This window comes from Coriobacteriia bacterium (genome assembly GCA_031292615.1).
In the GTDB taxonomy this organism is placed as follows: domain Bacteria; phylum Actinomycetota; class Coriobacteriia; order Anaerosomatales; family JAAXUF01; genus JARLGT01.
Genome location: JARLGT010000126.1, coordinates 19302 through 38876, shown reverse-complemented (window position 1 = coordinate 38876; position 19575 = coordinate 19302). Strand labels below are relative to the sequence as shown.

The following is a 19575-nucleotide window of genomic DNA, read 5'->3' as shown; positions in this document are numbered from 1 at the left end:
TCGGCGACCTGGTCGGCTCCGCCTGCGAGTGCCGGGGCGTCGGCTCCCGCCGCATCCAAGCCGTCATAGAGCTGCTTGCTGCCGTCCTTGACCGCATCGGCGCCCCCCAGCGCCTGCTGGAACGTCGGGTCGTTCGCCGCTTCAGGGTGAGCGTCGAGATAGGCGTGCAGTGCAGCCGAGACGCCGCTTGCGCCGTCGCGCACTTGCTTGGCGCCGTCCTTCGCATCACTGACTTGGGACAGCGCATCGTGCACGCCGCTCTTGAGACGGGCCGCGCCGTCGCTCAGGTCGTCCGCCGAGCCCGAGAGCGCATCGGCGCCACCTGAGAGCTGCCCGAGTGCGGCGTCAAGCTGCGTGGCGCCCGTCGAGAGCTGCCCCAAGCCGCCGGCCACCTGGGTGGCACCGCTCTTCGCGGTGGTCAGCCCGCTGGCAAGCGACGCCGAGCCGCCAGCGACGCTCTTCGCGCCAGCGTTGGCCGAGGCAACCCCGGTCGCGAGCTGCGACGCGCCTGCGTCCAGTGAGGCCGCGCCCACGCGGGCGTCGAGAAGGCCGATCGACAACGTGCGCGTCCCAACTGCGAGCTTGCGTGCGCCGGTGTCGGCATCGCCCGCGCCCGAGACGAGAGTGCCAAGCCCCGCTGCCAGGCTGTGCGCGCCATCGTCGGCGGTGTCGGCGCCGGCCGCGAGTTTCTTCGCGCCGTCGCGCGCGGTCTGCAGGCCGTCGCGCAGGTCCTTGGCGCCCAGGGCCGCGTCGGTCATGCCGTCGTGTGCATCGGAGAATCCGAGGTACATGTTGTCGATGTAGCCGCGCGAGGCGCTTTCGGCGGCGCCCGCGCGTACCTCGGAGAACACGCGCTGCATGATCTGCGACGCGAGCATGTTCGACGACTCCTGCGCCACGACTTTGAGCTCGGCTCGAACCGGATTGTCGCTCTGCGCCGTGCCCAGTTTCGCCGAGTAGTCGGCGGGAATGGTCAGCGAAAGGTAGTAGCGACGCTCTTTGAGGCCCTCGGCGGCTTCCTCGGCGGAGACGACCTTCCATCCAACATCCTTGCCGTCGGTGAGTGCCTTGACCAGATCGTGCCCGCCGTCGATCTTGATGCCTTTGACCACAACGGAGTGGTCCAGGTTGACCACCGCCACCGGCATCTCGTCGAGCTTGCCGTAGGGGTCCCAGAACGCCCAGAGGTACAGAGCACCGTAGAGCAGGGGCACGAGGATGATCGCCACCACTGCGGCTCGCAGGATCGGCGTGTCGGTGAGCATGCTCTTGAGCGTGAGCCCCGCGAGTCTAAGCGACCGCATGAGTGCGCACCCCCCGTGACGAGATGGGGGAGACCGGCTCGACATCCTCGACTGGGATCACGATGTCGGCGTGGGAGGCGGTGGCCTCGTCGACGCAGGCGAACAGGACGGTCAGGCCGTCCTCGGCGAGTTTGTGGAGGAGAGCGAGCACGCGCGTGCGCTCCTCTTGGTTGAGGTCCCGATCGAGGTCATCGACCACGATTACCCGCACGTCGCGTACGATGGCAAGCGCAATCCCGAGCCGGATGCGCTGCTCGGCGTCGAGGCGCTTGACCTGCATGTGGGCGGCGGCGTCCAGCCCGACCTCGGCGAGAACGTCGCGATAGACGGAGCGCTTCAGGCGCGGGACGAAGACGTGCGCCTCGGTGACGTGCTGAGCGGGGGTGAGTGCCTCGGCGAGGTCGTTGACGCCGGCCATCACGCCCATCCCCACCAGACCGCGAACGCGAGCGCTGTGACGGGCGGCGTCGACGCCGTCAACCTCGACGCAGCCATGCCAGCCGCGCATGCGTCCGGCAATCGTCAACAGCAACGAGGTCTTGCCGGTGCCCGATGCGCCCAAGAAGGCCGCAACCGAGCCAGCCGGAATCTCGAATGTCGTGGCGGGGTAGACCCTTCGATCGCCCCCCGAGAGTCGAACGCGCTCGGCGCGAACGGCGATCTCCCTGTCGCTCATCTCTGTGTCGCTTCCCGGCCGGCGGCGCGGCCTTGTCTCCTTGGGTTAAACTGACTAGTCAGTATAGTAATGCGGCGACGCCCAGACGGTCAAGCGCCGAGCTCTTACTCGTGTCGGAGCGCTGGCGTAGGATGTGTGCATGCTCTTTATCGTGGACGGCTACAACGTCACCCGCCGTGACTCGGCGACCTCGTCACTGTCCCTCGAGGATCAGCGCGACGCGCTGGTCGCTCGGCTTCGGGTGCGCGGGCGCGACCTCCTCGGAGGCGGGCGGGTCGTTGTAGTCTTTGACGGAGAGGGTGGCCCTGGGCTCTCGACCGGGGGAGGAGTGCCTGTCGAGATCGTCTACGCACACCAGCACTCTGCCGACGACGAGATCGTGCGAATCGCGTCGCGCGAGAAGGGCGACGTGGTGGTGGTGAGTTCGGATCGCGACCTGGGGCGTCGAGCAAGCGAGCGCGCGACCGTGAAGGTGGAGTTGCGGGAGGCAAGCACCCTGTTCGAAGCGGCGCGCGGCAAGCCGCGATCCAAGTCCCGGGGTTCGATCGCGCGCGACGCGGGGCTTCCGCGTGGAGCCAATGCGATCACGCGGGAGCTGAAAGACCTGTGGCTGACCGAGGACGATAAGTAGCTATCGAGGAGTCGAGGCGTTAGTGGACGGTGTCATCCTGAACGTGATCACGATTCTGGCCGGAACGACCCTCGGCCTTATGTTCGGCAAGGCCATTCACGAGAGGTTCCGCTCCATCGTCTTTAAGGCGATCGGGCTGTCGACATTCATCATCGGCGCCTCGATGGCGATCAGCGGTCTGGCCAAGATGGGCGAGACGCGCCTAGGCCAGTACGCTCCGATCGTACTCGTCGGATCGCTCGCCGTCGGCTCGCTCGTGGGTGAGGCCATCGGCATCGAGTACTGGCTGGGGCGCTTCGGAGAGTGGCTGCAGGACGTGAGCTATCGGATTCCGTGGTTCTCGCCCTCGGCCAAGGAGGCTGGCGATGAGCCGGGGGAGAAGGGCCACACGCTCGTCGAGGGCTTCGTAACCGCCTCGCTGCTGTTCTGTGTGGGTGCGATGACCGTGCTTGGGTCGATCGGCGACGGACTGGGCAACCACCAGTTGCTCTACCTCAAGTCGACGCTCGACGGCATCGCCGCGCTGTTCTTGGCCACCACGCTGGGAGTTGGTGTTGGGCTCTCGGTAATCCCGGTCATCATTATCCAAGGCGGCATTGCGCTGTCCGCGCATGCGATTCAGCCGTTCATGACAGTGGCTGTGCTCCAGTCCATCACCTGCGTCGGTGGTGCGCTGATTCTCTGCATCGGCCTGGACCTCTCCGGTATCAAACGTCTGCCCGTGGGCAACATGCTGCCTGCCATCATCATCGCAGCGATCGTGGGAGGCTTCTTTGGCTGACGCCGAGAACATCGCGTCGGGATCCGCCGCGGCGAGCCCCAAAGACTTCGCTCCGCTCGACGACGCGCGGCTCGACGTCCGCGTCGCAGGCTACTGCGTGTACTGCGACCACATCATCGAACGTGCACCCGACGGTAGCTGCCCCAAAGGTCATCCGGCCGACGGCGTGACCGGTGAGATCGTGCTCATCGACGACGACGCGGCGCCCACGCTCCCGGGCTTTAACTGGGCCGCATTCCTTCTCCCGTTCATCTGGGGCCCGGCCCACGACCAGTGGATCGGCGTGATCTTCCTGCCGATCTGGCTGTTCGCCGATACCATCCTGGACACGGCTTCCAAGGGCGGCACGATAGGCTGGGTTGGTGCGGGCGTTGTCTTTGCCGTCACGTTGACGTTCCAGTGGTGGTTCGGCAAGCGCGCCAACGGCCTCGCCTTCCGGCGCGTCAACGACAAGCAGCCCGCCGAGCAGTTCGTTCGCCGGCAGCGCATCTGGGCGATCGCGGCGATTCCCGCGTTCCTGGTACTCATGACGTGGGCACTATGGTTCCGCATCGTCGTCGCGCCAACATTGGTGGCGCGCTAGCCCCGCCGAGCTGCCTGCTGGCACGGGAGCGCCGCCCGCACAGCGCGTCGACGCCGAGTACTCCCACAACAGGTCGGAACGAGGCACGTTCCTGTGTCGTTGACAGCGTAACAATGTGTTGTTACGCTGTGAGTCGACCTAGTGAAACAAAGGGGGGAACTTCTCATGACCCAACAGACTCCCTGGGATCCTGCGACAGGCGCGACACCGCCGCCGGCGCCGCCGGTCCCGCCTGTGCCAACCACCGACGCGCGTCACTACCGTCGGCGCGGTGGTATCGGGCTCGGAATCATCCTGATCGCCCTCGGCCTCGTCTTCCTGGTCGGGCAGTTCGTGCCCGGCTTGGCGTGGTGGCAGATGTGGCCGCTCTTCGTGATCCTACTCGGCGGCATCCAGATCGTGACACCGGACCCGCGCGACGGATGGGGCGTGTCGCGCGTGATGGACGGCGTGGGCACGGTCCTCGTGGGCCTCGTGCTGTTGGGCAACACGACCGGATATGTGTCGTGGGGCGTATGGCTGGTGTTGCTCTCGCTCTGGCCTGTGCTGCTGATCGCCTTCGGCCTCGCCATCGTGGGTCGGGCGCTCAACCAGACGTGGATCCGCGCACTCTCACCTCTCGTGATCTGGGTCGCGCTCGGCTACGCGACGGCCGTAGCGTTTACGGGGCAAAGCCCATATCTCTCGCCGATTCAGCCGATCACGATCAACCAGCCATCACAGTCCTTCAGCGTCAGCGAGCCGGCTGGAGGCGTTAAGACCGCCAAGCTCGCCTTCGACGGCGGTGCGGGCGAGATCACGATCGGCTCGACCAATCGGGACCTGATCAGCGCGACCGGCAGCTCACCGTTCGGCAAGCCGGGCTTCGAGGTCAAGCGCTCGGGTGACTCGGCAGACGTGAGCTTCGGACTAGGCGACAACCACACGACGATCGTTGGTCCCGGCTTTACGGCCGGGAAGGTCGATGTGCTTCTCAACGACAACGTGAAGTGGGATGCGACGCTGAACACCGGCGCCGTCGACCTCACTGCCGATCTGAGCAACGTCCACCTCTCGGCGCTCACTCTGAAGACGGGCGTTAGTAGCGCGGACGTGAAACTGGGTGGTGTGGACGCCAACCCGTTCGGAGGAACGGGGATGACGCCGATCGTGGTCAAGGCGGGCGTCTCGTCCGTCACGCTACGCATCCCCAAGGGCACGCCGGTTCTGGTCAAGACGAGCAGTGGGCTCTCGGCGTTCGACGTGTCGCCTGATCTGGTCAAGCAGTCCGACGGCTCCTACGCGACCCCGGGTCTGGGCAAGGGCAACTCGGACGCGGGCTACAACGTCTCGATTGAGTCCGGCGTCGGCAGCGTCTCGATTCGCACGTACTAGGAGGCAGCAGATGACTTCTCGCGACAACAACACCGGGTGGGGCGTGCTCGCCGGGATCATGCTGATCGGTCTCGGCCTGTGGCTGCTTCTCGGCGGCTTGTTCGAGCCCGTGGCCAGGGTGATTGCGTTTCTCGGCAGGGTGGGTTGGCCGCTGCTGCTGGTCGGCCTGGGTATCCTGCTCATTCTTCGAGCTCGTGGAGGTGGATTCAACGTGAACGGAAAGAAGCTGTATCGCTCTCGCACCAACCGGATGATCGGCGGTGTGATGGGTGGTGTCGCAGAGTACATGGGTGTCGACGCGACCGTGCTGCGCGTCATCTATGCGTTTCTGTCCCTGTTCACCGGCATCTGGTGGGGGTTCCTGCTCTACATCCTCGCGATGATCATCGTCCCCGAGCAGCCTTATCCCGCCGGCTGGGTTCCTGCACCTGCGCCGCCGGTCCCAGCGCCACCGGCACCGGCACCGCCTGCCCCGCCTGCGCCGCCAATGCCGCAGTCCGGCTTCGTCGCGCCCGAGCCGCCGCAGGCTCCCACGCCGCCAGCCCAGCCGTCAGCGTACGAGCCGCCGACAACCCCGACGGCCGCTCCCGCCGTTCCTGAACCGCCCGCAGTGCCGTCCGATCCGATGACGCCGCCCGAGGCACCGCAGGTGCCGCCCGCCCCGCCCGTGCTCTAGCAGGCAGGAGGGCTGAGACGTGGATTCCGAAACCATCTCCAAGAAGGAGTTGCTGCAAGTAGCTGGTATCAGCTACGGCCAGCTCTACCGATGGAAACGCAAGGGCCTGATCCCGGAGGACTGGTTCCAACGCAAGTCGACCTTCACCGGCCAGGAGACGTTCTTTCCGCGCGAGAAGGTGCTCGCCCGCATCGAGAAGATCAAGTCGATGCAGGACGAGGACGCATCGCTGGACGAGATCGCCGACGCCGTCTCGCCCAACCTCGGCGAGATCAGCATGACGATCGCCGAGATCCGCGAGCGCGGTCTGGTTTCGCCCGAGGCCGCCGAGCTGTTCGCGCAAGGCGTGTCTGACGCCGAGGCGCCGCTCGTGTTTGGCGAGGTCGTGTCTCTGGCCGCACTCGACACGCTGCTCAAGACCGGCGACGTCTCGCTCGACGAGGGCCGCGTTGTGCTCGACGCGCTGCAAGAGAACTACCCCGCGTTCGAGGGAAAGCCCGCCGACTTGCTGTTCGTGCGGCGCATGGGGCTGTCCACGGCGATGTTGATCACGAGCGACGCCGAGGTCCGATTCGATAGAGCCGCGCGCATCGTTGCGCGCGTGAACCTGAGCGAGAGCGCAGAAGCTCTGCGCGCCCGCATCCGATAACGGGAGGGCAAGGGAAGTCATGAGCGACGAGATTCGCAACGACATTAAGACCGCAGGCGGCGGAAGCTTCTCCGGCGGCACCTACGGCGACGTGACATTCAACGGCAGCGGCACCATCAACGGCGACGTCGACGCCATCACCTACCGTGTCAACGGCGCCGGTACCAGCAACGGCCGCGTCAAAGCGCAGTCCGTGACCGTCAACGGCACCGCTGGCTTCAACGGCGAGGTGCAGGCCAACGAGATGACCATCAATGGCGACGCGAACATCCGAGACGGAGCCGGCGTGGGCCGCCTCATCGTCAAAGGCAACCTCTCGATCGGCGGCAGCCTAGCCGCTCACGACGTGCAGCTCCACGGCTTCATCCGCATGGGTGGAGACTGCCAGGCTGAGACCTTCACCGGAGAGGGCGGCTTGACGGTCGCCGGCCTGCTCAACGCTGGCAACGTCGACATCACGGTTCAGGCCCCAAGCACCGTGCGTGAGATCGGTGGCGAGCGCATCGTGGTGCGCCAGCCTGTCGGCTCGCTCAGCACGCTGACCAGCTTGCTCACCGTCTTCGCCGAGAAGCGCTTGACGGTCGACACGATCGAAGGCGACGTCGTCTGGCTCGAGAACACGAGCGCCAAGGTAGTGCGCGGCAAGCAGGTCACGCTAGGCCAGGGCTGCATCGTCGACCTCGTCGAGTACGCCGAGAGCTACACGCCCGCTGGCGCGCCGCAGGTGCGCGAAGCCCGGCAGGTAAGTGGCGCGGGGGCCTAGAGCCGTGAACCCAGCCATTGAGGTCAGGTCCCTCCGCAAGTCGTACAAGAACGTCGTGGTTCTCAGGGACGTCAGTTTCAGCGTGCAGAAAGGGACCGTCTTCGCATTGCTCGGCTCCAACGGCGCCGGGAAGACCACCACGATCAACATACTGACGACACTCATCAAGGCTGATGGCGGCTCGGCCACCGTGGCTGGCCACGAGGTTGCCACAAGTCCGGACAAGGTGCGCGGCGAGATCAGCCTGACCGGCCAGTTCGCCGCCGTCGACGATCGACTCACCGGTCGCGAGAACTTGCTGCTGATCGCCGACTTGCGTCACGTGCGCGACTCCGCGAAGACCGCCGCAGACCTCCTGCGTCGGTTTGGACTGGAAGACGCAGCCGACCGTGGCGTGGCGACATTCTCTGGCGGGATGCGCCGACGCCTCGACATCGCCATGAGCCTGATCGGCACCCCATCAGTCATCTTTCTGGACGAGCCCACTACCGGGTTTGACCCTGAAGCCCGCAACGAGATGTGGCGGACGATTCGCGAACTGGCTGCAGGTGGAACGACGGTGTTCCTCACGACGCAGTATCTCGAAGAGGCCGATGAGTTGGCCGACACCATCGCGGTCCTACATGGAGGCAGAATCCTCGCCATCGGAACAGCACCCGAGTTGAAGAAGCTCGTGCCGGGTGGACTGATCGAGCTAGCCTTCCACGACAGGCAGATTCGCGACGCCGCTGCAAAAGCTCTCGGCTGGAGCTACGAGTGCACACCGGGCGAGGGCCCCACGCTGACGATTGCGACGGATGGCTCCGTGGCTCAGGTGGCCAGCATCTTCGAGGGACTCAGGGACGCTCGAATCGAGCCTGCCGAGTTCTCCCAGAAGGTAGCCACGCTTGACGACGTGTTCCTCAAGATAACTGGTGGCACGAATCGGGAGGCAGAATGATGCGCGCGCTTGCGGATACGTGGACGCTAGCCAAACGCGGCCTGCGTCACATCACTCGCAGCCCGGACACCATCATCACCGTGCTGCTGATGCCGATCGCCATGATGCTGATGTTTGTCTACGTGCTTGGTGGGGCGCTGGCGCACCAGACCGGCTCCATCAGCTACATCACTTTCATCGTGCCGGGAATCGTGGTCATGACCGTCATCAGCGGCATTGCCTATGCCGCAGTGCGTCTCAATATGGACGTACAGAGCGGCATCATCAATCGATTCAGGACCATGCCGGTCGCTCCCTCGTCGATTCTGGGCGGACAGGTTGCGTCGTCCACAGTGTCAAACCTCGTCTCTTCGGTGCTCGTCTTGTTGGCGGCATTCGCGATGGGCTTTCGCTCGCAGGCAGGGGTGATGGCATGGCTGGTCTTTGCCGGAATCCTCGTGCTGTTCACGCTCTCGACGACGTGGCTGGCCATCTTCTTCGGCCTGATCGCCAAGACGATGGAGGGCGCCGGTGCGTTCAGCTACGTCCTTCTCCTGCTCATCTTCATCAGCCCATCGTTCGTGCCGACGACCTCAATGACGCCCGCTTTGCGGGGCTTTGCCGAGAACCAACCGATGACTCCGGTGGTCGAGACGATGCGCTCCCTGCTGGTCAGCGGCACTGCCGGTCCGGCGGTGTGGACAGCGCTTGCTTGGATCCTGGGCATTCTCGTCGTTTTCTACGTCCTGTCGGTGGCGGTCTACAGGCGCAAGTCGATCGTGGCTAACTCCTAGGTAGGCCGAGTTGAGGAATCGGCCGCCCAGCCCAATGGGCGGTGGCGTCATCACTACCGCCTCGACACCTCGTTCTCGCCGCCTGCCATCTCGACGTACTCGCGCGCTATCGTTTGCCAAGTGGGGAAGTGGCTGGCGGCGATGGCGTGCAGACGCTGGCGGAACGCGGCGTCGTTTGTGGGGTAGCGGTCGAGGTAGCGTTCGATCGCCTCGGCGAGTGCGAGGGTGAGGTTGCGGCCGGGCAGCAGGCCGAGGAACGACTCGTCGGCAAGTGCGTCGGCTTCTATCTTGGCCATCATGTGCAGGCCGGTCTGATTCGCGACAACTGGTAGCGCGCCCGCGCTCAGCGCCTCGCTGGTCACAAGCGCCGCGGCCTCGGGAAAGATCGACGGCGCCAGTGCGAGATCGGCTGCGGCGAACAGCCGAGCCACGTTCTCCGACGTCTGGTGGCCGAGGTAAGCGACGTGCACCTCGCCGAGCTCGCCAATGTCGTCGGGGATGAGCGGGCCGTACTCGGCGGTCGTCTGCAGCTCGGGGTCGGCGATAGCGAGTTCGCGCGCACCGGCCACGTTGCCTGCGTTGAGCAGCCCGGCCAGTCTCTCGAGTGACTCTCGCGCGGGGCCCGCTCCGGCTGCGAGCAGCTTGATGCGAGGCCGCGCAGCACTTATCAGAGAGAGCGCGACGATGGCGTGGTGGATGCCCTTGCTCCAGCCGATGCGGCCCACAAAAGCGAGCACGTCGTCGCCGGGCGACAAGTCGAGGCTGGCGGGCAACTCGACGTGCCTCGCGAGCGTGGCGATCGCCTCGGCGCGGCTGGGTGCAGGAGCGAACAGCTCGGTGTCGATGCCGGGCATCATCACGCAGGCACGGGCGGCGATGTCCAGACCGTGGGAGGCGGCCCACTCGACCACGTCGCGCGCGCTAGCGGGTGAGACCGCCGCCACACCAGCCGCGTCGCGCAGGCCATCGAGGGCGTAGGGGACGAGGCGCGGGTCGAGCTTGAGGCTGAAGTTGAGCTCGGAGCCGTGCGTGGTCACCACGTAGGGCGTGCTTCCCGCAAGTGCCTCGCGCACTGTGTACGGCTGCATGATTGCGTGCTGCGCGAGCACGAGATCGGGCGTCCACTGCGCGAACGCGGTGCGCAGCGCGGCCGCGTTCGCCGCGATGTAAGTGGCGATCCAGTCGTCGGGCGCGTCTTGGAACGCCCTGACGCCGCCGCGCTCGAAGCCCGCGAACGGGCCATCGACGTAGACCAGTAGCCGCCCGCCCAGGTCCGGTCGCACCAAGCGGCAGGTGCCTCGGCCGATCGCGTGGTGTTCGTTTCCCGCGAGGCGAAGCACCGTGTTGCTCGCGTCCAGCATCCAGACGGAGTCGACGAAGTCGTACTTCTCGGGCTCGCGTTCCTGGCAGACGAGCGTCACGTCGTGGCCCTCGGCGAGAAGGCCTCGGACGAGATTGCGCACGTAGATGCCGCTTCCTGAGTCGCCCAGGAAGTAACCGTGAACCACAGCGATGCGCATGGAGTGCCTCGTCTTCGCCCGTAGGGACCGGCAGCTTCGGTCACCTGTCGTGATTGATGCCCATTGGGTTGGCGGGGGGAACTGTACCGCACGGCGCGAAGGGACCTACCCATTTGTCCGTTTCACTGTAGGAATTGGACATCGGTGGGACAATCACATTCGGCGAGACGGTGCGTGCGGCGGTCGAGGCCTCGCCGGCACTCGATCTCGAGGGGCACGTGGTGCGCTACACCGTCAGCATCGGTGCGGCTCAGGCTCGCGACACCGACGTCCGCGACACGACGCTCATAGGCCGCGCCGACGAAGCGCTGGACGAAGCGAAGCAGGCGGGTCGCAACTGCGTGCGTGGGGAACATCCACAACAAGGCAAACTGCCCATTCTGGAAGGAACGCTGTGAAGAAGTCCCTGGGAGCCAAGACCCTTCTGTACCCCACGCCCGTGCTTGTTGTAGGCAGCTACAACGCTGAGGGCAAGCCCAACGCCATGACCGCGGCCTGGGGCGGCATCGCCTGCTCCAAGCCGCCGTGCGTATCCATCTCGCTGCGTGCAGCGACGGCGTCGCACGGCAACATCATGGCGCGCAAGGGGTTTACCATCAGCCTTCCTGGCGAGGCCAACGCCGCCGAGGCCGACTACTTCGGGCTCGTCTCCGGCCGAGACCACGACAAGTTCGCCGAGCTCGGCGTGACGGCGGTGCGAAGCGAGCTGGTCGACGCGCCGTACGTGGGCGAGTTCCCCCTCGTTCTGGAGTGCAAGGTGGTGGAGGTGCACGAGCTGGGGATGCACACGCAGTTCATCGGCGAGGTGCTCGACGTGAAGGCCGACGAGTCGGTGCTAACCGCTGCGGGTGGCGTAGACATCGAGCGGCTCCAGCCGATCCTGTTCGCGATTGGCTCGCAGGCCTACTACGGTGTCGGCGAGATGGTGGGCAAGGCATACTCGATCGGCAAGCCATCGCCCGAGGCCAAGTGACCGCCGAGCCGACCGACAAGCACGCCCCGTGGTGGAAGGGCACTCGTGGGGAGTGGTACGTCGTGGCGCAGATGTTCCTGTTCGCGTTGGTGATCCTGGGCCCCCGCTCGCTTCCAGGCTGGGCGGACTGGGCGCCACCGCTTGCCACGATCGGCACGATTCTCGGCATCCTGTTCATGCTGGGTGGCTCGGCGATCTCGCTAGGTGGCGTGCTGAAACTCGGCCCCAACCTCACCCCGTTGCCGTACCCCAAGGACTGCTCGAACCTCATCGAGTCGGGCCCGTACGCGATTGTCCGTCACCCCATCTACAGCGGCTTGATCATCGACGCGATGGGTTGGGCGCTGTGGACTCACGGCTGGCTGACAATCGTCTACGCGCTGGTCCTCTTCGCCTTCTTCGACATCAAGTCGCGCCTAGAAGAAGCCTGGCTCCTGGAGAAGTTCGGCCCGCCCTACGCCGAGTACCAGTCGCGCGTGCACAAGCTGATTCCCTGGGTGTACTAGCGGAGCGCGCCGGCGCGCCGAGGGGACCCCTCGGTCCCCTCGGCGCAGACACCGGCACACTACAGCGTTTGTCTCCAGGAGGCCGGCACGAACGCGCTCGGACACACGTCGTTGAGGAAGCACGCGCCGCACGCGGGCCGCTTTGCGGTGCAGATCGCTCGGCCGTGGTTGATGAGGTCGTAGTTGACGCGGTGCCAGTGCTCTGGCGGGAAGATGCTCATCAGGTCGCGCTCGACCTTGTCCTGGTCGTTCTCGGTGGTCAGGCCGAAACGGTGCGCGAGCCGGAACACGTGCGTGTCGACCGCGATGCCCTCCACCTTGCCGAACGCTTCACCCAGCACGATGTTGGCGGTCTTTCGCGCTACGCCCGGAAGCGACGTCAAGCCCTCCATCGTGTCGGGCACGTCGCCGCCGAACTCGGCCACGATGATCTGGCATGTGCGGATGATGTTCTTGGCCTTCTGGTGGTAGAAGCCGAGCGTGCGCACGTACTCCTCGACCTCGAGCTGGTCGGCCTCGGCAAGTGCGGCAGGGGTCGGATAGCGCTTGAACAGCGCCGGTGTGGCCTTGTTCACGCCAACGTCGGTGGTCTGAGCGCTCAGAATGACGGCGATCAGCAGCTGGTAGGCGTTCACGAACTCGAGCGCCGCATGCGGATCGCCGTAGTGCTCGCTCAGGCGCTCGGCGTAGATGGGCGCGAGCGCCTCGCGCTGTGAGCGGGTGAGTTGCGGGACGGGCTCGTCGGATGCGCGCGGAGTCATCGGCGAAGATCCTCTCGGCGAACGGGACGGTCTGTTCGAGGATACCCCTCGTGCGTCGGGCTAGCTGCGGGGCGCGGGGACGGCGCTCGTGCGTTGGCTTGCGTTCGGCGTTCCGATCGCGTCGAGCCATCCCGGCCGCGCGATGAGCACGAGCGCCCACACGGCCAGCGCGACTCCGCCTACGAGCACGGCCGTGTCGGGTCCGATCGCTTGGCCCAGCGGCCCGAACGCGAAGGCGGACAGGGGCATGACGCCCATGAACGCCATCATGAACAGCGCCATGACGCGCCCGCGCAGGTATCCGGGAACGGCTGCTTGGATTGATGTCATCACGAGCGAGCTGGTCGAGATGTAGGCCGCGCCTGCGACCAGGGTGATCGCGCACATGACCGGCACGCTCGGCGCAAACGAGAATGCGACGACGAGTGCGGCGAACGTCAGCAGGGTGATTGGGATGATGCGGTTGCGCTGAATGGTCGATGGAAGGCCGGCGACAGCAAGCGATCCGATCAGCGCTCCGGCGCCGTTGAACGCGTAGACCACCGCGTACACGTGCTCGACGGCCTTGTCGTTCAAGCCCGGGATGCGAGCGTGGATTATCGCCGTGAGAATGATGACGTACGGGAAGCCGAAGAAGACGAGAAACGCTGTTGTCAGGATGAGCACGCCGATGGCTGGGTGCTCGCGCGCGTAGGAGATGCCTGCGGTCAGCGTCTGCCACGCGCTTTCGGCGGTCCTGCCGTTGCCCGCTCTCTTGCCGTCCGGCGCGCCGCGTACCTCGGCGCCATGGCCAGCGTGGAACTCGGCGCGCGGGCGGATCGCGAGAAGCGCCGCAATCACGAACAGGAAGCTCGCGGCGTTGATGTAGAAGATGAGCCCCAGCCCGGAGCCCACCAGCAGCATACCGGCCACGATCGCCGGTCCGAGCATCCGCGAAGTCTGGAGTTGGGCCGAGTTCAGCGCGATGCCGTTCATGAGCGACTTGCGGGGAACCAGGTCCGGGAGCATCGACTGGAACGCTGGGCCTTGGAACGCCACGAAGATGCCGCCGACAAGCCCGAGCGCCGAGACGAGAACCAGCGAGAACAGCGGCCGCACGGCGCTGAGCACTTGCGCATCGTAGAGGATGCCGATCGCGGCTGCCTGCGCGAGCAGGACCACCTGAAGCCAGATGAGGAGTTTGCGGCGATCGACTCGGTCGGCCAGCGCACCTGCCGGAATCGCGAGGAACAGCACGGGCAGCCCGGCCAAGCCCTGGACGATGCCGGTGTTCAGCGACGCCTTATCGGGCTGGATCCGGTAGACGAGAATCGCCAGCGCCGCGTTCTGCATCCACGTGCCCACATTGCTGACCAGCGCGCCAGACCAGAACAGCGTGAAGTCGCGATGCGCGAACGACTCAAACGTGCTCGTCGCCCAGCCGCGCCGCACGAGCGCCGCCGTGGGAACCTCCATGTCGGCCTCGACCGTCAGCGGCGCTTGATCGGCGACGTCGTCGGGGTTCTCGGCTACTGGGCGATCGTAGAGTTCACTCGGTTGCTCTTCTGGCAGCTCGGGGGGCACGTTGGCGGGTCCTCTCGGCAAAAGGGATTGGCGAGAGGATACCCCGTCAGGCGGAAGCTGGCGCGGCTTGGCCTCGGGTGAGCGGATTGCTCACGATGAGATAGAGCGACCAGCCGACCAGAAAGACCGAGCCGATGAGCACGGCGTTGGAGGGGCCGATGAACTGCCCCAGCGTACCGAAGGCCAGGCCCGAGATCGGCATGATGCCCATGAACGCCGTGACGAACAGCCCCATGACTCGGCCGCGCAGGTGCGGCGGCGTCGAGGACTGAATCGACGTGTTGGCTAGCGAGTTGGTGGTCATGAGCGCCGCGCCCGCGAACGCCGAGACGATCGCCATCAGCCACAGGCTGCGTGTCAGCGAGAACGCGAGCAGCGAGACGCCAAATGCCAGCAGCGCGAACGGGATGATGCGGTTGCGACGCACCGTGGCCGGCAGGCTCGCGACGCTGAGCGCCCCCGCCATGGCGCCCAGGCCGTTGGTGGCCATCACGATGGCGACCGCGCGGTTGTAGCCGTCGGTGTTGATGGCGAAGCCGAGCGTCTGGTTGATGATGGCCGGCAGCAGCGTCATGTAGGGGAAGCCGAAGATGGTCATCACAGCGGTGCTGAGAATCAGCACGCCGATGACCTTGTTCTGCCGCGCGTACTCAAGCCCGCCGAGCAGCGTCTTGACGGCGCCCTCGCGCGGGCGGCCTGCGGCTCGCTCCTCGGCGGGAACAGCGAAGCGTGGTCGGATGATCGCGAGCGAAGCGATGACGAACAGGAAGCTCGCCGCGTTGACGTAGAAGATGTCGCCCATGCCAAAGCCGGCGACTACGAGCGCTCCAGCGGCAAGCGGGCCGATGAGCCTGGAGGATTGGAACTGCGCCGAGTTCAGCGCGATTCCGTTGAGCAGCGACTCGCGCGGCACCAAGTCCGGCATCATCGCCTGCCATGCCGGGAACTGGATCGCCGAGAAGATGCCGGCGACGATGCCCAGCCCCGCCAGCCACGCTAGCGCCGTGATGACGTTGGTACCGCCGCGAAGCGTGCCGTTCATGTACAGGTAGCCCAGCGCGCTCGCCTGGAAGAGCAGGACCACCTGGATCCAGATGAGTAGCTTGCGGCGGTCGACCCGGTCGGCAAGCAGGCCGCCCGGGATCGCGAGAAACAGCACCGGGATGCCCACGATGAAGTTGATGGCGCCCAGGTCGAACGACGAACTCCGCAGCGAATACACAACGATGCCGAGCGCGTAGTTCTGCATCCACGTGCCCACGTTGCTTACCAGCGCGCCGGACCAGAACCACGCGAAGTCGGGGTTGCGGAACGACTCGAACGTGCCCCCGCTGCGCACAACCTTCTGCGGCGGAGCGGCGGCGTCGGCGACCTCCGTCTCGACCTCGCACAGCTCCTGGAACTCGCTGTCCGTGTCGCACTCGGCAGAAGTGGGTTGCTCGGAAGTGTCGTTGTTGTCGCTACGGTCGGGCATACGCGGGGTAGGTCCTTTCGAGTGGCTTGGGATGTATGCATTGTACGCATCCTTGGATTGGCCGCTTTCGCGCCTTGACCCTCCTCGTGCACGGGTCTAGGCTGGGGCGTCCCCGCCCGGCGTCTGCCGGATGCGGGCTTTCGTGCTGTTCCGTCCCGCAGCATGAGCAGAGTCGCACCGAGTCGAAACAGGAGCTCCACCCCATGCTGATCCGCCGCCTCGCAGCCTCGCTTTCCACCGCCGAGTCGTACCGCACGATCGCCGAGATGCTCGGCCGCGGCGAAGACGCCACGCTCGCGACCCCCGGCCTGGTGCGTCCTGCGCTCACCGCTGCGCTGCACTCCGACATGGCGCGCCCGACGCTGGTCGTTGTCGCCGGCGAGGAAGCCGCCGAGCGCTACTGGCGCCAGACCGCAGCGTTCCTCGGCCGGGAGCAGGTGCTGCACTACCCGGACCGCACGGACCTGCCGTGGAGCGACGCTGCGCCCGACCTCGACCAGGTGGGCGCTCGCGCGCGAGCGCTCTACGCGCTGGACAAGAACCGCCCCGTCGTCGTGGTCGCCTCGGCACGGGCGCTTCTGCGCACCGTCCCGCCGCAAGGCAGCCGCGCGTTCGACCCGTTCGTGATGGGCGCCGGCGGCTCGCTGGAACTGGAAGAGGCAACCGAGCGCCTTACCCGCATGGGCTACGAGCGCGTCGAGGTCGCCGAGGCCCCTGGCCAGTTCGCGGTACGCGGCGGCACTCTGGACGTCTACGGCACCGGCACGCTTTCGCCGGTGCGCGCCGACCTGTTCGGCGACGAGATCGAGACGCTTAAGCGCTACGTGCCCACCACAGGTCAGACCATCGGTGACTCCGAGCCCATCGAGATCTACCCGTGCCGCGAGCTTGTGCTTGGCGCGCGCGGTGCCGAGAACGTCGTCAAGGTGCTGGGCGAGAAGGCCCGCACCGACACGGTTCTGGCACATCACCTCGAGATGATTCAGCAAGGCGTGTACTTCAACGGAATCGAGCGCTACCTGCCGCTGCTCTACAAGAAGGTCGGCGCGCCCACCGACTACCTCGGCGCCGACGTGCTCGTAGTGGCCGCCGAGCCCCGCACGCTCTTCGACGACGCGTCCCGCCGCCACGAGGAACTCTCCGGCCTTGCCGAGAAGCTCCTGCGCGCAACCACGCTCGCTGGTCTCTACCTCACGCCGGGCCAGCTCGACCTGGGCGAGCGTCAGCGCCTCACGCTGCTCTCCTTGCTGCGCGCTGGCAGCGGTGTGGACGCCGAGCTCACCGCGTGCCGCCCCGAGGTCTCAGGTGGCGAGGAGCGCTTCGTCGGTGGCATCCGCTCGCTTCTCTCGGCGGGGATGGCCATCGCGCTGGCGGTCCCAGACCGCAGGACGCGCGGACGGATCGCCGACACGCTTGCCGAGTCAGGCCTCTCAATCACGCGCGAGCGCGACTTCGCCGACGGCGCGGACCCAGATGGGCACGTCGACGCGCGGCCGCTGAAGAAGGGCAACATCGACGTCACCGACACCGACGTGCCAGCCGGCTTCGTCATCGGCGAGGCGCAGATCGCGGTCATCAGCGTCGACGATGTCTACCCGAGAAGCGCCGTGCGCCGTCAGCGCCGCGAGATTGACCCGACCAAAGTGACGTTCGCCTTCGCCCCCGGCGACTACGTGGTTCACGCCACCCACGGCATAGGGCTGTTCAAAGAGATCGTGCGCCAGGAGGTTCTCGGCCAGGACCGCGTCTACCTGCTACTCGAGTACGCGCGCGGCGACAAGCTCTACGTGCCGGTCGACCAGATCGACCGCGTCACCAAGTACGTTGGCGCCGACGGCGGCTCGCCGCGCATCACACGCCTGAACACCGCGGATTGGTCGCGCGCGACGGGCAAGGCTCGCAAGGCGGCGCGCCAGCTTGCGTTCGACCTGGTGGACCTGTACGCGCGCCGCGCGACCGTGGCTGGCTACACGTATCGCGAGGACACTCCGTGGCAGATGGAGATGGAAGCCGCCTTCCCGTTCGAGGAGACGCCCGATCAGCTCGCCGCGATCGCCGACGTCAAGGCCGACATGGAGTCGGACAAGCCGATGGACCGCCTGATCTGCGGCGACGTGGGCTACGGCAAGACCGAGGTGGCGATCCGCGCGGCATTCAAGGCCACGCAAGACCGCAAGCAAGTCATGGTGCTGTGCCCGACGACGATTCTTGCCCAGCAGCACTACACAACCTTCTCGGAGCGCTTCGCGCCCTTCCCGGTGCGCGTCGAGGTGCTCTCACGTTTCCGCTCGGAGGTGCAGATCAAGGCCGCGCTGCAGGGCTTTGCTTCAGGTGAGGTCGACATCCTGATCGGCACGCACCGCCTGCTCAGCCACGACGTCGCCCCTAAGAACCTGGGCCTCGTGATCATCGACGAGGAGCAGCGATTCGGCGTCGAGCACAAGGAGCACATCAAGAACCTGCGCGAGCAGATCGACGTGCTGGCGCTGTCGGCAACACCGATTCCGCGCACGCTGCAGATGTCGCTGTCCGGCGTGCGCGACATGAGCGTCATCGACACTCCGCCGCCCAACCGCTTCCCCGTGCAGGTGCACGTGGGCGAGTGGGACGAGGACGTCGTCTCCGGTGCGGTCCGCCGAGAACTCGAGCGCGGCGGCCAGGTCTACTACGTCTCCAACCGCGTCAAGACGATCGACGACGCGGTTCGCCGCGTGTGCACCGCGGCTCCGGAAGCGCGTATCGGCGTTGCGCACGGGCAGATGAGCGAACGCGAACTCGAGTCTGTCATGGAGGCGTTCGCCGCAAACGAGTACGACGTGCTTGTCGCCACCACCATCATCGAGTCAGGCATCGACAACCCGCACTCCAACACGCTCATCATCGAGGACTCGCAGCGCCTGGGCCTGGCACAGCTCTACCAGCTCAAGGGCCGCGTGGGCCGCAGCCACGTCAAGGCGTACGGCTACTTCCTCTTCCCGCGCCACGAGTCGCTCAGCGAGCAGGCGGTCGAGCGCCTCACAGCCATCGGCGACAACACCGAGCTTGGCAGCGGCATCAAGATCGCCATGAAGGACCTCGAGATTCGCGGCGCCGGCTCGCTTCTCGGCGCCGAGCAAAGCGGGCAGATGAGCCAGGTCGGTTTCGACCTGTTCGCGCAGATGCTGATGGAGGCCGTCAGCGAGGCACGCGGCGAGCCCGTTGTCGCTCATCCCGACGTGCGCGTCGACCTGCCGATCTCGGCGTTCCTGCCCGAGGAGTACGTCGATGCGGTCGACGAGCGCGTGCGCATCTACCGGCGACTGGCCGGCTCGCCCTCGATCGAAGCGATCGATCAGGTCTACCGCGAGATGGTGGAGCGCTTCGGCGCGGCGCCCGAGACGGCCCGCAACCTCGTCGACGTGGCGCGCATTCGAGCGCTTGCCGCCGAGGTCAAAGCCACGTCGGTCACCATCGCTCGCAAGCGCCTCATTATCGCCCCCGTGCACCTGTCTGACGAGCGAAAAGGCCAGCTTCAAGCGCGTGGTGCGGTGTGGATCGAGAAGGAGAAGAAGATAGCCCTACCGTTGGGTTATGGAGAGTCCGTGACCACGGCGGCCCTTGGCCTACTGGATGCTATACTCGCGTGAGC

19 protein-coding genes are annotated in these 19575 nt (G+C 66.2%); 13 read left to right on the top strand and 6 right to left on the bottom strand.

Annotated features, from left to right (window positions below; translation table 11 throughout):
* Together P4L93_11880 and P4L93_11875 are read right to left on the bottom strand one after the other, a co-directional pair.
* Positions 1–1304: YhgE/Pip domain-containing protein (locus P4L93_11880; protein ID MDR3687643.1), on the bottom strand; the 1304-nt coding region annotated here is incomplete at its 3' end.
* Positions 1291–1980 carry an ATP-binding cassette domain-containing protein gene (locus P4L93_11875; protein MDR3687642.1) on the bottom strand — a complete coding sequence of 230 codons (690 nt, stop codon included), beginning with the start codon at positions 1978–1980 and terminating at the stop codon, positions 1291–1293. The genes P4L93_11875 and P4L93_11880, both read right to left, overlap by 14 nt.
* 139 nt (positions 1981–2119) lie before the next feature.
* Here P4L93_11875 and P4L93_11870 point away from each other — a divergent pair, with 139 nt between their 5' ends.
* The 9 genes from P4L93_11870 to P4L93_11830 all read left to right on the top strand — a co-directional run bounded on the left by P4L93_11870 (position 2120) and on the right by P4L93_11830 (position 9150).
* Positions 2120–2611 carry an NYN domain-containing protein gene (locus tag P4L93_11870; GenBank protein MDR3687641.1) on the top strand — a complete coding sequence of 164 codons (492 nt, stop codon included), beginning with the start codon at positions 2120–2122 and terminating at the stop codon, positions 2609–2611.
* A gap of 22 nt (positions 2612–2633) precedes the next feature.
* Entirely contained in the window at positions 2634–3392 is a 759-nt protein-coding gene (locus P4L93_11865; GenBank protein MDR3687640.1) for a DUF554 domain-containing protein, read from the top strand.
* Entirely contained in the window at positions 3385–3975 is a 591-nt protein-coding gene (locus P4L93_11860) for a hypothetical protein (protein ID MDR3687639.1), read from the top strand. The genes P4L93_11865 and P4L93_11860 overlap by 8 nt, the downstream gene beginning before the upstream one ends.
* Before the next feature lie 165 nt (positions 3976–4140).
* Positions 4141–5349: a hypothetical protein gene (locus P4L93_11855; GenBank protein ID MDR3687638.1), complete on the top strand. Its 1209-nt coding sequence runs from the start codon at positions 4141–4143 to the stop codon at positions 5347–5349.
* A 10-nt stretch (positions 5350–5359) separates the two neighbouring features.
* The gene (locus tag P4L93_11850) at positions 5360–6025 is read left to right on the top strand and encodes a PspC domain-containing protein (GenBank protein ID MDR3687637.1); all 666 of its coding nucleotides are present in this window, start codon (positions 5360–5362) and stop codon (positions 6023–6025) included.
* A 19-nt stretch (positions 6026–6044) separates the two neighbouring features.
* A complete protein-coding gene (locus tag P4L93_11845; GenBank protein MDR3687636.1) occupies positions 6045–6674 on the top strand; it encodes a YhbD family protein in 630 nt (209 codons plus the stop codon).
* Positions 6675–6693: 19 nt separating this feature from the next.
* Complete coding sequence (locus P4L93_11840; protein ID MDR3687635.1) at positions 6694–7437, top strand: cell shape determination protein CcmA; 744 nt, start codon at positions 6694–6696, stop codon at positions 7435–7437.
* Between the two features lie 4 nt (positions 7438–7441).
* Positions 7442–8377: an ATP-binding cassette domain-containing protein gene (locus P4L93_11835; protein MDR3687634.1), complete on the top strand. Its 936-nt coding sequence runs from the start codon at positions 7442–7444 to the stop codon at positions 8375–8377.
* A complete protein-coding gene (locus P4L93_11830; protein ID MDR3687633.1) occupies positions 8377–9150 on the top strand; it encodes an ABC transporter permease in 774 nt (257 codons plus the stop codon). The genes P4L93_11835 and P4L93_11830 overlap by 1 nt, the downstream gene beginning before the upstream one ends.
* A 53-nt stretch (positions 9151–9203) precedes the next feature.
* On the opposite strand, the gene P4L93_11825 is transcribed toward P4L93_11830, so the two are convergent.
* Positions 9204–10670, bottom strand: coding sequence for a glycosyltransferase family 4 protein (locus tag P4L93_11825; protein MDR3687632.1), 1467 nt, complete (start codon positions 10668–10670; stop codon positions 9204–9206).
* Positions 10671–10804: 134 nt separating this feature from the next.
* Between P4L93_11825 and P4L93_11820 the strand changes: the two genes are divergently transcribed.
* The 3 genes from P4L93_11820 to P4L93_11810 are packed head-to-tail and all read left to right on the top strand — an operon-like array spanning position 10805 to position 12149.
* Complete coding sequence (locus P4L93_11820; GenBank protein ID MDR3687631.1) at positions 10805–11068, top strand: diguanylate cyclase; 264 nt, start codon at positions 10805–10807, stop codon at positions 11066–11068.
* Positions 11065–11643, top strand: coding sequence for a flavin reductase family protein (locus tag P4L93_11815; GenBank protein ID MDR3687630.1), 579 nt, complete (start codon positions 11065–11067; stop codon positions 11641–11643). The genes P4L93_11820 and P4L93_11815 overlap by 4 nt, the downstream gene beginning before the upstream one ends.
* A complete protein-coding gene (locus tag P4L93_11810; GenBank protein ID MDR3687629.1) occupies positions 11640–12149 on the top strand; it encodes an isoprenylcysteine carboxylmethyltransferase family protein in 510 nt (169 codons plus the stop codon). Before P4L93_11815 ends, P4L93_11810 begins: the two co-directional genes overlap by 4 nt.
* A gap of 59 nt (positions 12150–12208) precedes the next feature.
* Here P4L93_11810 and nth read toward each other — a convergent pair whose 3' ends face one another.
* Genes nth through P4L93_11795 form a run of 3 tightly spaced genes read right to left on the bottom strand, consistent with a single transcriptional unit; the run spans position 12209 to position 15947 of the window.
* Positions 12209–12910, bottom strand: a complete 702-nt coding sequence (nth, locus tag P4L93_11805; GenBank protein ID MDR3687628.1) for an endonuclease III — start codon at positions 12908–12910, stop codon at positions 12209–12211.
* 60 nt (positions 12911–12970) lie between these two features.
* A complete protein-coding gene (locus P4L93_11800; protein ID MDR3687627.1) occupies positions 12971–14473 on the bottom strand; it encodes an MFS transporter in 1503 nt (500 codons plus the stop codon).
* A gap of 46 nt (positions 14474–14519) precedes the next feature.
* Positions 14520–15947, bottom strand: coding sequence for an MFS transporter (locus P4L93_11795; protein ID MDR3687626.1), 1428 nt, complete (start codon positions 15945–15947; stop codon positions 14520–14522).
* Between the two features lie 203 nt (positions 15948–16150).
* On the opposite strand from P4L93_11795, the gene mfd reads away from it, so the two are divergent.
* A complete protein-coding gene (mfd, locus tag P4L93_11790) occupies positions 16151–19573 on the top strand; it encodes a transcription-repair coupling factor (protein ID MDR3687625.1) in 3423 nt (1140 codons plus the stop codon).
* Positions 19574–19575 lie beyond the last annotated feature (2 nt).